The organism is Chryseobacterium sp. CP-77 (assembly GCF_036362765.1).
Taxonomy (GTDB): domain Bacteria; phylum Bacteroidota; class Bacteroidia; order Flavobacteriales; family Weeksellaceae; genus Chryseobacterium; species Chryseobacterium cupriresistens.
The window spans coordinates 1,614,593-1,627,179 of the sequence record NZ_CP143637.1 but is presented as its reverse complement, the minus strand read 5'-3'; the positions used below and the strand labels follow the sequence as shown (position 1 = coordinate 1,627,179).

The window sequence follows — 12,587 nt, the reverse complement described above, 5'->3', positions numbered from 1 at the left end:
TGAGCTATTATTTCTTTTTAATGATTTTGTAGCTTCCTGATGCTGTTGTGATGAGGTAGATACCATCAGGGAACTCACTTATATCAAACTTATTTTTATCTTTTTCAGCTGTTGCAGATTTCATAAGTTTTCCGGACTGATCATATAAAGAAACATTTTCATTTTTCTTCAGGTCATCCATATAGAAGATACCGGAAGTTGGATTAGGATAAATATTCACTTTGCCTTTGAGGTCATTTTCTGAGGTGGCCAATGTGGAAATTTTTGTCCATGTAAATGCATCCAGGCACATATAAACATACCCTCCGGTGGATTGCAGCTGGATTTCATCAATGGTAGTGTTGCTGTTATTCTGATTATTTAAAGTAGCAAGATCAATCAGGGTAAATCCGTTGTTGATACCTGTCGTTCCCGTAGTTGCATTAAATGTAGTATTAAATCCGGATGTTTTTGTGGTGGTGAACTTTGTAACTCCTCCTAATTTTCCCGTAATAATAAGTGTTCCTGATGAAGCAGACTGGTTTAAAGCAATATTGCTTAAGAATACCCAAAACTTTGACACCGTGAATGCAGAATTGCTTTTAACACTGAAAGAGGGAGAGCTGATATTGGTTGTTCCTGTGTTGTCAATATAGACGTTATCATTAGCTGTTCCGTTCCAGCCGGTGTTTGGATAATTGCCCTGAATTCTGAAAGTTCCGGCCTGTGATACGATATTGAAAGTATATCCGTTGCTGGTAAAGCTTGTGCTTCCGCCAGATGAAGTTTCAAAAGTTACAGTAGTTGTCTGTGCATTGATTGATGCAATATTACTTAAGAAAGTAAAGATTACAAAAAAGATAATTGTTTTCATGATACAGGTTTTTAATGTTAGCATTAGATCATAAGCTTCCGGGACTGTTTATAGGTTCACGGATTTTTCCCGTAAAAGGATACCACAAAGCAAGCGAGAAATATCAAGGGACAACAGCGTATTAAAAACCGAATTGAAAAACAGGTAGAAATACGCAATTTTGCTGGTTTTTATTATTATAATTTTGAAAAAAGGATATTATGTTAATTAAAATGAATGTATTTCACAGTATGGTTAGTTTTTTTTCATAACTTGTAATGTGTAGCTGAAGTAACTTATTCTAAACCTATTATATAATTTAAAACGAGAAAAACTATGGAATTACCTAAACATGCAGTCTTATTAGATGATGCTAAAAAATGGATCAGCAATTGGCAGAATAGAAATGATATTGACGGGATGTCAATAAGAGCACATATTATTCCTGTACAAGATGTAAATGATATTTTCAACAAGGATAAAGGCTTTGAGCAATATCGCGGATATAATGCGATCACAGATCAGGGAGAGTTTAAATTTTTAATGGTAGGTGTGGATGCTTATGGGAATGATATTGTCAATTATGAAGACGGATTTTATGTATATGACATGACCACACCCTGTCCAAGCGTATGTTCTGCCGAGAAATGGTGGAATCTGTAACCTGAAAACCGGAGATCTTGGATCATTGGATTGAAATATTGTCATTAATTGGAAAAGGCATTCTGCTGATTAATCTGGCAGTATACGGTATAGGCTTTTACGGTTCCGGAAGAGCCTATACATTCTTCATCGGTTATCTGGCCTGGATATTACTGTGTGAAATTGTTTTTTACGTATTAAACTCACAGAAGATTAATAATCTGTTTTTCTCACATTATTATCTTATAGGTCAGTTTTTGTTACTGGGGTTATTCTTCCATGAAATTGTAACGGAAAAATACCAGAAAAAAACAGCACGTACACTTTTAATTATCATTCCTGTTGTTCTTGTTATACAGTATATCATATACCCCGAAAAGTATTATGTTTTTAATCTTTTTGAAATTTTTGTCACGTCTTATTCAATCATAATTCTGGCATTATTTCATTTATATAATATACTGGATACCCAAAAGAAATACAATTATATAAGCCTGGGACTTTTACTTTATCTGATAAGCAGTACCGTAATATTTTTGTCAGGAAACCTGTATACGGTGATGAACAGAAAACTGCATAAAGAGATATGGGTTTTCAATGTTGTTATGTTTATTGTGTATCAGATTTTTATTCTGACAGACTATCTGTCTTCCCGCAAAAAAAATGTGTAATCACTGTTATGATTTTACAAAATGAATGAGAATACAATTATTTCCACTATCGTTTATACCTTTCTGGCATTTACCTTACTGGCCGTTACCCTGATTATATTTTATTATTTTTCTAATAAGAAGATAACAAGAAACCTTATTCAGAAAAAGGAGCTTGAGGTTAGATACGAGAAAGAGCTTACCCACGCCATTATCAGCGCCCAGGAAAAAGAAAGACTGAGAATTGCCCAGGATCTGCATGATGACATCAGTTCAAAACTCAGTGTGGTTTCTTTAAATATCCATCTCCTGGATTTTGATAATTTGGCCAGAGAAGAATACAACGATCTGAAAAATAAAATCATACATCTGGTTAATAAAACAGCAGAAAGTGCAAGGCAGATTTCACACGATCTCCTTCCTCCGATTTTAGAAAAATTTGGGCTCCACGCTGCCATAGATGCATTGTGCTCAGAAATCAACCTGTCCAAAACCCTGCAGGTTACTTATTCCAACAGCTTATACTTTGCAAAAGCGGAAGAAGAAAAAAATTTGCATATCTTTAGAATACTACAGGAGCTCATAAACAATTCCATAAAACACGGAGAAAGCACGCATATTGATATAGAATTTTTGGGAAAAGACGGAAAAAATACCTGTATCTATAAAGATGATGGGAAAGGATTTGATCTTAATGAAAATACATTGAAAGGTGGATTAGGCTTAAGAAATATCAGAAGCCGGGTAGAACTGATCAATGGAACACTGAAAATTGAAAGTGAAAACAATAAAGGAATTACCGTAGAATTTACATTTTAAATCATTATAAAATGGAAAAGGATATAATTCGTGTCATAATTGTAGACGATGAAGCACTCTTTCGTCAGGGAATTTCATTGTTGATACAGAGAGAAAAAGATATTGAACTGGTAAGTGATTTCAGCAACGGTAAAGAGCTGCTGGATGAGCTTGTAACCCTGGAAAAACTGCCTGATATAATCCTGATGGACCTCAATATGCCGGAAATTAACGGAGTAGAAGCTACCAAACAGATCCATATCAAATATCCCCAGATTAAAATTATTGCCTTAACGAGCTATAACACGAAAGCATTTATTGTCAATATGATACAGTCCGGGGCCTGCTCCTTTCTTAAAAAAAATTCAAGCCCTGCAGAATTGCTCACGGCAATCCGGGAAGTGTACAGCAAAGGTTTCTTTTATAATAACGAGGTAATGGAAGCTTTACATCAAAACCTTACAGAACCTAAGAAAAAGGTTTCCAGTATTTTTGATGCCAATCATATTTCCAAAAGGGAAAAAGAGGTATTGGAACTCATCTGCAAACAATACAACACTTCTGAGATTGCGGATCAGCTTTTTATAAGCTCCAGAACCGTTGAAGGTCACCGTAACAGCCTTCTATTGAAAACCGGAGCCAAAAATACTGCCGGTTTAGTGGTATATGCCATAGAAAGTAAAATTGCAGATATGAACTATTTAAAAGACAGGTTCGAATAACTATCCCTACAACTGTTTTTATTAAAAATTAAATGAGATTTATATTTTCTGATTAAATTAGCCTTTGTTTTGAAAAGCAGAGTCCAATGGTTTGCTTGTGAGAAACAATAATTTATAGTTAAAAACAGAAAATACAAAAGAATGAAATTTACAATTGAAAACATCAAAGCAGAGCACCAGAAAGTAAAAAGCGGAGCTGATTTTCCGCAATATATTCAGGCTATAAAAGCATTAGGTGTCTCTCACTACAAAGCATACGTTTCAGACGGAAATACTGAGTACTTTAATACTCACAACCAATCTGTGCAGACTGGAAAAAAATATGAGGCTCTTCCCATTTCCGATATTTTAAATCTTGAAAATTTTAAAATAAGGCTTAAACTTCACCAGCAGGGAGGAACAGATTATATAACTTTCTGTAAAGACTGTGCAGAAAACGGAATCAATGGCTGGACAATGGATCTTCATGCAATGACCTGTACTTATTTTGACCAGAATGAAACAGATGTTCTTACCGAACAGGTTCCGGGATAATCTTTTACAAAAAAAACGGATGCAGAACATTGCATCCGTACTTCTTTACACTAACTTATAAAATATTGTTTGCTATTATTGATTTAAAATATTAATTTTGTTTAAAACGATAGATAATAGTAATTGGTAAATATGAGAAAGGTTTTTACGAAGTTGGCGTTCACAGTTTTAGGTTTGGGATCCATTTTGACATTTGCTCAAAAAAACGATCTGGGAGCATGGTATATGTATTTTGGAAATAATAAGATCAGCAAGAAGCTGAACTGGCATAATGAAATTCAGTACCGTAATTTCGATGCGCTTGGAGACCTGGAACAGCTACTGATCCGTACAGGGATCGGATATGATCTTACAGAGAACAATAACAATGTTTTATTGGGGTACGGTTTCATTCTCAGCCAACCTTACGTAAACGGTGAAAAAAAAGAAAATATTGAGCACCGAATTTTCCAGCAGTATATTACCAAACAGAAATTCGGACGTTTTTATCTTCAGCACCGCTATCGTTTGGAAGAACGTTTTCTTCAGGATGATTTCAGAATGAGATTCCGTTATATGCTGGGAGTCAATATTCCGATTACTCAAAAAGAATTACTTCCGAAAACCCTTTACGCATCAGTATATAACGAAATATTTCTGCATTTTGACAATCCGGTTTTCGACAGAAACAGAGTGTATGGGGCGTTAGGATATGTCATCAATAAAAATATGAGGATTGAAGCTGGTTATATGAATCAGATTCAGGAGAACAGAAACCGCGGACAAATTCAGATTGGTTTTTATAATAATATCCCGTTCACTAAGAACTAATAAAATTATTCTGAATGCTGTGAGGAAAACCCTTATTTGAAATAGATTATAATAAACACTATAAAATAAACACTTATGCATTCAGGAAAAAGATTCGGAGCCCGGGAGTTCATTATCTGGACCAGACGGAGCATTTACGCTTTGGTTATATTATCAGCTATTCCTACAGTCCTGTATTTTTTGGGCTGGAAGTTTCTTTCCGTTCCATGGCAGCCGATTGCGATCATGGGAACAGCGGTTGCTTTTATTGTTGGATTTAAAAACAATGCCAGCTACAGCAGACTCTGGGAAGCAAGACAGATCTATGGAGCCATTATTAATGACAGCCGCAGCTTTGGATATATCCTGAGAGATGCACTTCTTTCCAAAGACTCCGGTAAAGTAAAAGAAATGTTCCTTCGTCATTATGCATGGCTTACTGCATTGAGATTTCAGCTTCGTGAACCGCGAGCATGGGAAAACATGGGAACAGATCAGTTTGATGAATATGCTAAAAAATATGACATTCCGGAGAGACAGTCCAAACTGGATGAAGAATTGAAAAAATATCTTTCAGAATCTGAACTTCAGTATATTCTAAGCAAAAAAAACAGAGCGACTCAACTGATCGCCAGCCAGAGTAAAGCTTTATCCGAAGTTTACGAAAAAGGAGGAATCAATGATTTTCAATGGACACAGATCAACCAGCAATTGGTGAAGTTTACCGATAATCAGGGAAAAGCTGAAAGAATTAAAAACTTTCCCTATCCGAGAAATTTCTCTTCAATTACAACGTATCTTTTGCTTTTATTCATTGTTTTTGTGCCTTTCGGATTATTGAAGGAGTTTGATAAATTAGGTGAAGGAACATCGGTAGAAGGGTTGACACTATGGTTTAATATTCCGTTTTCTTTATTGGTAACCTGGTGTTTCCATACATTGGACAGCGTAGGAGAGGCTTCGGTAAACCCTTTTGAAGGAAGTCCCAATGACGTTCCCATCACCCAGATCAGCCGTACGATTGAAATCGATATGAGAGATATGCTGGATGAATCTGATCTTCCGCCAGCCATTACTCCGAAGAATAATATCGTGCTTTAGATTGATCTTTTTATGATCTCAGATATTGATTAATGACAGACTTCGAATATATCTGAACCTGATAGGTTTCAGAAACCTATCAGGTTTGGGTAATAATAAATATTTGATATCCCATAAAAAATAACACTTAAACTTAAAAAAACTTATTTAAAAATGATTCACAGCTATGTTATAATATCCATTGCAGTCCTGCTATCTGTGATGATATTGGTAATGATCGGCCAGAAATTAAAAGTAGCTTACCCGATTTTTCTTGTCATTGCAGGATTACTGATAAGCTTTGTGCCGGGAATGCCACGCATTGAAATAGAACCCGATCTTGTTTTTCTTATTTTCCTGCCGCCAATTTTGTTTGAGGCAGCCTGGTTTACCTCATGGCAGGATTTTCATAAATGGAGAAAACAGATTTTTTCAATGGCCTTTGGATTGGTATTCTTAACCTCCATAGTCGTTGCTTATCTTTCATCTTCTATCATTCCCGGACTTACAGTGGCAATGGGCTTCTTGTTGGGAGGCGTCAATTCACCGCCGGATGCGGTAGCTGCGACTTCGGTTCTGAAGCATATGAAAATTCCTAAGAAAATTACCAATATTCTGGAAGGAGAAAGTTTGATCAATGATGCTTCCAGTTTAATTGTATTTAAATTTGCACTGGCCGCCGTTATTTCAGGACAGTTTATCTGGAGAGATGCCGTTCAGGATTTCTTCACAATGGCGATCGGTGGAATTGCTGTGGGAGTAGCAGTAGGCTTCCTGTTTGGTGCTTTATTAAAAGTTATCCCGACCAATTCCAATATCGATACCATTATTACCCTGATCGTACCTTATATTATGTATGTGGGAGCAGAACATTTCCATTTTTCGGGAGTATTGGCTGTAGTTGCCGGAGGTTTATTGATGTCTTATAATTCACATTGCTATTTAAGCCATACCTCAAGGATTCAGTCCGGGAATGTATGGAGTGTTCTGATATTTCTGATGAATACCATCATCTTTATCCTGATTGGTCTTGAGCTTCCTATTGTAGTGGAAGGGATGAAAGAATATACCATTTCAGAAGGTATTTTCTACAGTGTAGTGATTGGCGGAGCGATTATCGGAACAAGAATTCTCTATAGTTACGCATTGATGTATTTCCCAAGAATCTGCTCTAAAGAACTAAGATTAAAAGTTCCCAAACCCGATTGGAGAGAGCCTTTTATCATCAGTTTTGCAGCAATGAGAGGAGTGGTTTCACTGGCTGCAGCCTTGTCAATTCCTGCTTTTTTACCCAACGGAGAAGCATTTCCGCATAGAAATATTATTTTATTTGTAACATTCGTGATCATATTGATCACCCTGGTAGGGCAGGGTTTATTGTTGGCGCCCATCTTGAAATTATTAAATATTCAGGATGCCGGAAGCGAATTGCCGGAAGAAAAACAGGAGGTAATCCTTATGCGTAAACTGAAGGAAACAGCATTGCACAAATTGGATAACGATTTTTCTGAATTAGCCGTAACGAACAGCCTCGTACGTCATCAAAAGCATAAACTGGAAAATGAAATGATGCTGATGGCAGACAAAGCCCAGTGCATGGCTTCCACAGGAGATTATGTAACCGCTATCAATCAAAATAAAGATGTCTTACGCCAGATCATTCAGGCACAGAGAAACGAATTGCACAGAATGAAAAGAGAAAAGATATTTGATGATCATGTGATGAGAACCATTGAAATGCAGCTGGATTTTGACGAAGCCAAGATCACAGGTTTTTCACATGGATAATTACAAAATACACCACAAAAGTCACAAAAGATAAAAGTTAAAATGAACTTGCAGGAATAAAAAGTTCACAAAAGGAAAATTCTGAAATTTTAAAGGCTTACGTATACTTCTCATGAGTAGAAATTTAAACTTAAATAATTTAGTAGATAAAACTTTGTGACTTTTGTGGTTAAAGATTATAGGTAAAATGTGTACATTTAAACATATTAAACCTATCATATGAGCACACCCATCACTGTTCAGTACACCATCACTGCTCCGGCTGAAAAAGTCTGGAAGGCATTAACCGATAAAAATGAGATGAAATCCTGGTATTTTGATATCCAGGATTTTGTTTTGGAAACAGGTAAGGAATTCAACTTCTATGAACCGGGAGATGAGAATAAATACCATCACCACGCACAGATTTTAGAAATAATACCCAATGAAAAATTAAAGCATACATGGTCTTATCCTGATTTTTCAACCCTGAAGACCATGGTAACCTGGGAACTGCTGCCAGAAGACAGTCAAACTTTAGTAAAGCTGACCCATGAAGATATTGAAAACTTTAAAGACTTAGGAGAAGGCTTTTCAAGAGAGAATTTTGTAAAGGGCTGGAATACGATTTTGGGACAAAGCTTAAAAGAATTTCTAGAAAAATAAATCATGATCACATTACACCCTTTTACGATAGAAGATGCTCCACAACTGATTTCAAAGATAAAAGACGAAAGAATGCTTCTTCAGTTTGCCGGCCCGGCATATCGTTTTCCTCTCACAGAAGAACAGCTGGAAACTGATCTGTTCAATGAAAACAGAACTCTTTTTAAAATTACAGATGAGACAGGAAGTACAATCGGGCATGCCCAGATATTTCTGAAAGAAAAAACATTCCTGTTGGGAAGAATTTTGATCTGGGATGAAAATAACAGAGGAAAAGGTTATGGAAAGAAGGTGATGCAGGAGCTTTTGAAATATGGCTTCAGTCATTTTGATAAAGAAACAGCAGAGCTGAATGTCTACGACTGGAATACCGGAGCTATTGAATGTTACAGAAAAGTAGGTTTTGCTTTTGACCCATACGTTAAAAGCGAAGCAAAGATTGATCAGGAAACATGGGTTTCACTGAATATGAAAATCAATAAAAGTACTTTCGAATTACAGGAATCATGACACAATTCACCGCACTTCGCCCTGTTTTATGGACTGAAAATCTTGATGAAACCATAGGATTCTATATGCGCGTTCTTGGGTTTAGCCTTATGGACAGGAATAACGAATGGCAATGGGCTTCCCTTCGTAAAGATGAAATATACATCATGCTGTCTCAGCCTAACGAACATGAAAAAAATACTTCCATTGGTTTTTCCGGGTCATTTTATTTCAATGTAAATAAAGTGGATGATCTTTGGGAAGACCTTAAAACCAAAGCCAAAGTCTGCTATGAAATCGAAACTTTTGAGTGGGGAATGAGAGAATTTGCAATATATGACAACAATGGATACATATTACAATTTGGTGAACCCGCAGATAATATTGGCAATACGGAATAAAATTTGCTATTTTTGGAGAAATATTTAGAAATTCAATGAAAAAAAGTATAATAGCGGGTTTCGCAGCGATTTTATTATTGGCGTCTTGTAATAAGGATAAAGAAATTCTTAATACATTAAACACTTATAATACTTCAATGGAGGCGAAGGGATATCATTTCGGAGATAAGCTTGAGCTTCCGAAAGAGGTAACGGAAAATGCAGAAAGCGTAACAATCAGCTTTGGAGATAAAGAAACAACAGATTTAACAATTGATCCTAAATTTTTCACATTAGGTGATAATGCCGTTACATTCAATATTAAAACTAAGGGAGGTGAAGTTCTGAACCAGGATGCAACCATCAATGTATTTGCAAAAAATCCTGAAAAAAATATTCCTTATCAGATTGTAGCGGAATATCCTCACGATCCTAAAAACTTTGTACAAGGCTTCCAGATTGAAGGAAACACGATTTATGAAAGTGACGGGCAGAACGGATCTTCACAGATTTTAAAATATACGCTGGGAACAACCACTCCGCTGGCTTCTACGAAACAGGCTCAGGAAGATTTTTCTGAAGGAAGCACGATTGTTGGTGATAAAGTTTATCAGTTGACATGGCAGAGTAAAAAAGGATATGTTTATGATAAAAGTTCTTTAAAGCTGCTTTCAGAATTTGCATATCCAAATGTATTAGGTGAAGGTTGGGGATTAACGTATGACGGAAAAAGCCTTATTGCTTCTGACGGAAGTAAACTTTTATATTTCCTTGATGTCAACGATCCTTCAAAACTGATTAAATATATTGCCGTTGCAGGAAGTTCTCAGGCATACGACCAGTTGAACGAACTGGAATACCACAACGGATTTATTTATGCCAACGTATGGCAGAAGCCGATCATTTTAAAGATCAATCCAGCCAATGGAGAAGTGGTGGGAACTTTTGACTTTACTGAAATCGCAAAACAGAATACCAAAGGAAGTGATGATGTACTGAACGGAATTGCCTTCAAAGGAGATAATATGCTGGTGACAGGAAAAAACTGGTCGAAGATTTATGAAGTTGTCATTAAATAAGAAAAGTTTAATAACAATTTCTGTCTGAATAAAATAAAGTATGTAAATTGGTAGCGTTCCCTCAGGAGCGCTATCTTAGTAAAAAGAATTTGAGATTATTATATCTGATACTACTTTTAGTTTTCTGCTCAGTTTCTGCGCAGGATGTACTTCCTTTAGATACTTTAAAACTGAAGGAGGCAAAAGATATGCTTGCCGATGACTACGGAAATCTGTATATCTATAAAAACAAAGATTTTAGTTTTACCAAATATGATTCCCTTGGAAAACAGATCGGAAAAATGATGCTCACGGTTCCGTACAAAGTACAGACCGTACAAAATCCTCTGAATGTGCCATTGTTTTCTGAAAATGCCCAGGAAATGAAATTTATAGACCAGAATATGAATGAGATTCAACGATTGGATTTTAAACAGAAATTTGGTTTTATCAGAATGGCTTATGCCGAAGATCTGCAGCAGCTCTGGCTTTTGGACGACAGTACAAAACGCTTGATACAGTATAATTTCAGGAACGATACAACCATCAATTCATATCCTTTTGATATCAGTTTTGAAGATTTAATGGACATGCTGGTCTATGAAAATAAGGTCTATATTTTAACGAGAAAACACATCAGGATTTACAGCCTTAAATTCGAAAAGCTTTTCGAAGCTCCTTTGGAAAACGGAAAACGTTTTCGAAGGGAGAATGATATGATCCTGGTAGTTGCCGGTAATTTCATTTCACAATACGTCCCTGAAAAAGGGATGATCACTATTTTCGAAGACCAGGATGCACAAATTGTGGATAAAAACATCCTCTCTTATTTTGCAATCAAAGGGAACAAACTCTATCTTTACAGCCTTGAAAAAGTAAAGAAAGCCCAACAGCAAAAACAGCTCGAAGCTCAGCCGGAATCTCCTCCATCATCTACAGAGAAACCAGTAGAAAAGACGGAAGAAAAGCCAGATGAGAATACAGTAGAGAAACCTTCAGACAATACTTTACAGAAATTGATTGAAGATATTTCTCAGGTTCAGACTGAGGCTGTCGAAAAACTTATCAACTAATTCGTAAATACAAGGAAAAAGAATATTATGCATATTGCAGTTACAGGAAACATCGGAGCCGGAAAAACAACTTTGACAACGATGCTTTCCAAGCATTACGGATGGGATGCACAATTTGAAGATGTAGATCATAATCCTTATCTGGAAGATTTTTATTCAGACATGAGCAAGTGGAGTTTCGCACTGCAGGTGTATTTTCTAGGGAGCCGATTCCGTCAGGTAAAGGAGATCAGAGAAAGCGGGAAAAACATTATTCAGGATCGTACGATCTATGAAGATGCTCATATTTTTGCAGAAAACCTGAATGATATGAATCTTCTTTCAGACAGAGATTTTAATAACTACTCATCAGTATTTGATCTGATGAAGTCTTTCGTATCTGCTCCGGATCTTTTAATCTATTTGAAATCTGATGTTCCTAACCTGGTTAAAAAAATCTATAAAAGAGGTCGTGAATATGAAGCATCCATCAGTATTGAATACCTTTCCAAACTGAATCAGAAATATGAAAAATGGATCTCCAACTATACAGAAGGAAAACTTCTGATTGTTGAAGTGGATGATCTTGATTTCGTTGAAAAACCTGAAGATTTCGGGTTTATTCTGGAGAAGATTGAAGCAGAGCTACACGGATTGTTTTAACATATTTTTATCAGAACATTAAGACACACTCAGGGTAAATCTTTTTAAATTTGTTAAGATCAAGTTTAATTTTTGAATAATGTATCATGGTAGTTAAAGTTTTACATAACGGAAACTGTTCAAAGTCAAATGCTGTACTGGAGTATCTTGACGAAAACGGAGTGCCTTTTGAGATCATTAATATTGGTGAAGATCCTTTAAGTCCTCTTGAAATAAGAACGGTGCTGAAGAAACTGAATCAGAGTGTTTTTCATATTATCCGTAAAACCGATAAGCTTTACGTTGAGAACTATGCAGATAAAAACTATTCGGAAGAGGAATGGATAAAGATTCTTTCCGAAAACCCATCTTTAATACAAAGACCCATTCTGGTAAAAGGTTCAGTAGCAATGCTGGGAAGACCTATTGAAAATGTAAAGTTCTTTATTGAAAAATAAACGAAAATTTAATAAATAAAAAAGATCC

At 36.0% G+C, this 12,587-nt stretch carries 16 protein-coding genes; 15 read left to right on the top strand and 1 reads right to left on the bottom strand.

Annotated features, from left to right (window positions below; genetic code table 11):
• Positions 1-7 precede the first annotated feature (7 nt).
• Positions 8-853 (bottom strand): T9SS type A sorting domain-containing protein, encoded by an 846-nt coding sequence (locus tag V0410_RS07325; protein ID WP_330746924.1) that lies wholly within the window; start codon positions 851-853, stop codon positions 8-10.
• A gap of 315 nt (positions 854-1,168) precedes the next feature.
• On the opposite strand from V0410_RS07325, the gene V0410_RS07320 reads away from it, so the two are divergent.
• The 15 genes from V0410_RS07320 (at position 1,169) to V0410_RS07250 (ending at position 12,559) form a co-directional block, all read left to right on the top strand.
• Entirely contained in the window at positions 1,169-1,495 is a 327-nt protein-coding gene (locus V0410_RS07320; RefSeq protein WP_330746923.1) for a hypothetical protein, read from the top strand.
• A gap of 17 nt (positions 1,496-1,512) precedes the next feature.
• Complete coding sequence (locus V0410_RS07315) at positions 1,513-2,145, top strand: hypothetical protein (RefSeq protein ID WP_330746922.1); 633 nt, start codon at positions 1,513-1,515, stop codon at positions 2,143-2,145.
• Positions 2,146-2,166: 21 nt separating this feature from the next.
• Positions 2,167-2,943: a sensor histidine kinase gene (locus V0410_RS07310; RefSeq protein ID WP_330746921.1), complete on the top strand. Its 777-nt coding sequence runs from the start codon at positions 2,167-2,169 to the stop codon at positions 2,941-2,943.
• A gap of 11 nt (positions 2,944-2,954) precedes the next feature.
• Positions 2,955-3,644: a response regulator transcription factor gene (locus V0410_RS07305; protein ID WP_110011023.1), complete on the top strand. Its 690-nt coding sequence runs from the start codon at positions 2,955-2,957 to the stop codon at positions 3,642-3,644.
• 141 nt (positions 3,645-3,785) lie between these two features.
• Complete coding sequence (locus V0410_RS07300; RefSeq protein ID WP_330746920.1) at positions 3,786-4,178, top strand: DUF1398 domain-containing protein; 393 nt, start codon at positions 3,786-3,788, stop codon at positions 4,176-4,178.
• Positions 4,179-4,310: 132 nt separating this feature from the next.
• Positions 4,311-4,988, top strand: a complete 678-nt coding sequence (locus V0410_RS07295; RefSeq protein ID WP_330746919.1) for a DUF2490 domain-containing protein — start codon at positions 4,311-4,313, stop codon at positions 4,986-4,988.
• 75 nt (positions 4,989-5,063) lie between these two features.
• On the top strand, positions 5,064-6,068 hold the full coding sequence (locus tag V0410_RS07290; protein ID WP_110011026.1) for a bestrophin family protein: 1,005 nt from the start codon (positions 5,064-5,066) through the stop codon (positions 6,066-6,068).
• Positions 6,069-6,221: 153 nt separating this feature from the next.
• The gene (locus tag V0410_RS07285; RefSeq protein WP_330746918.1) at positions 6,222-7,835 is read left to right on the top strand and encodes a Na+/H+ antiporter; all 1,614 of its coding nucleotides are present in this window, start codon (positions 6,222-6,224) and stop codon (positions 7,833-7,835) included.
• Positions 7,836-8,054: 219 nt separating this feature from the next.
• On the top strand, positions 8,055-8,480 hold the full coding sequence (locus V0410_RS07280; protein WP_330746917.1) for an SRPBCC family protein: 426 nt from the start codon (positions 8,055-8,057) through the stop codon (positions 8,478-8,480).
• A gap of 3 nt (positions 8,481-8,483) precedes the next feature.
• Positions 8,484-8,990: a GNAT family N-acetyltransferase gene (locus V0410_RS07275; RefSeq protein WP_330746916.1), complete on the top strand. Its 507-nt coding sequence runs from the start codon at positions 8,484-8,486 to the stop codon at positions 8,988-8,990.
• Entirely contained in the window at positions 8,987-9,370 is a 384-nt protein-coding gene (locus V0410_RS07270) for a VOC family protein (protein ID WP_227943679.1), read from the top strand. Before V0410_RS07275 ends, V0410_RS07270 begins: the two co-directional genes overlap by 4 nt.
• A 35-nt stretch (positions 9,371-9,405) precedes the next feature.
• The gene (locus V0410_RS07265; protein WP_330746915.1) at positions 9,406-10,428 is read left to right on the top strand and encodes a glutaminyl-peptide cyclotransferase; all 1,023 of its coding nucleotides are present in this window, start codon (positions 9,406-9,408) and stop codon (positions 10,426-10,428) included.
• Positions 10,429-10,517: 89 nt separating this feature from the next.
• Positions 10,518-11,480 (top strand): hypothetical protein, encoded by a 963-nt coding sequence (locus tag V0410_RS07260; RefSeq protein ID WP_330746914.1) that lies wholly within the window; start codon positions 10,518-10,520, stop codon positions 11,478-11,480.
• A 27-nt stretch (positions 11,481-11,507) separates the two neighbouring features.
• Positions 11,508-12,122 carry a deoxynucleoside kinase gene (locus V0410_RS07255; protein ID WP_002977952.1) on the top strand — a complete coding sequence of 205 codons (615 nt, stop codon included), beginning with the start codon at positions 11,508-11,510 and terminating at the stop codon, positions 12,120-12,122.
• An 86-nt stretch (positions 12,123-12,208) separates the two neighbouring features.
• Positions 12,209-12,559 carry an arsenate reductase family protein gene (locus V0410_RS07250; RefSeq protein WP_330746913.1) on the top strand — a complete coding sequence of 117 codons (351 nt, stop codon included), beginning with the start codon at positions 12,209-12,211 and terminating at the stop codon, positions 12,557-12,559.
• The last annotated feature ends 28 nt before the right edge of the window (positions 12,560-12,587 follow it).

What these genes read in the sequence shown, in the direction of transcription:
- V0410_RS07325 (WP_330746924.1), bottom strand. Translation starts at nt 853, where the DNA reads ATGAAAACAATTATCTTTTTTGTAATCTTTACTTTCTTAAGTAATATT.
- V0410_RS07320 (WP_330746923.1), top strand. Translation starts at nt 1,169, where the DNA reads ATGGAATTACCTAAACATGCAGTCTTATTAGATGATGCTAAAAAATGG.
- V0410_RS07310 (WP_330746921.1), top strand. Translation starts at nt 2,167, where the DNA reads ATGAATGAGAATACAATTATTTCCACTATCGTTTATACCTTTCTGGCA.
- V0410_RS07305 (WP_110011023.1), top strand. Translation starts at nt 2,955, where the DNA reads ATGGAAAAGGATATAATTCGTGTCATAATTGTAGACGATGAAGCACTC.
- V0410_RS07300 (WP_330746920.1), top strand. Translation starts at nt 3,786, where the DNA reads ATGAAATTTACAATTGAAAACATCAAAGCAGAGCACCAGAAAGTAAAA.
- V0410_RS07295 (WP_330746919.1), top strand. Translation starts at nt 4,311, where the DNA reads ATGAGAAAGGTTTTTACGAAGTTGGCGTTCACAGTTTTAGGTTTGGGA.
- V0410_RS07290 (WP_110011026.1), top strand. Translation starts at nt 5,064, where the DNA reads ATGCATTCAGGAAAAAGATTCGGAGCCCGGGAGTTCATTATCTGGACC.
- V0410_RS07285 (WP_330746918.1), top strand. Translation starts at nt 6,222, where the DNA reads ATGATTCACAGCTATGTTATAATATCCATTGCAGTCCTGCTATCTGTG.
- V0410_RS07280 (WP_330746917.1), top strand. Translation starts at nt 8,055, where the DNA reads ATGAGCACACCCATCACTGTTCAGTACACCATCACTGCTCCGGCTGAA.
- V0410_RS07275 (WP_330746916.1), top strand. Translation starts at nt 8,484, where the DNA reads ATGATCACATTACACCCTTTTACGATAGAAGATGCTCCACAACTGATT.
- V0410_RS07270 (WP_227943679.1), top strand. Translation starts at nt 8,987, where the DNA reads ATGACACAATTCACCGCACTTCGCCCTGTTTTATGGACTGAAAATCTT.
- V0410_RS07265 (WP_330746915.1), top strand. Translation starts at nt 9,406, where the DNA reads ATGAAAAAAAGTATAATAGCGGGTTTCGCAGCGATTTTATTATTGGCG.
- V0410_RS07255 (WP_002977952.1), top strand. Translation starts at nt 11,508, where the DNA reads ATGCATATTGCAGTTACAGGAAACATCGGAGCCGGAAAAACAACTTTG.
- V0410_RS07250 (WP_330746913.1), top strand. Translation starts at nt 12,209, where the DNA reads ATGGTAGTTAAAGTTTTACATAACGGAAACTGTTCAAAGTCAAATGCT.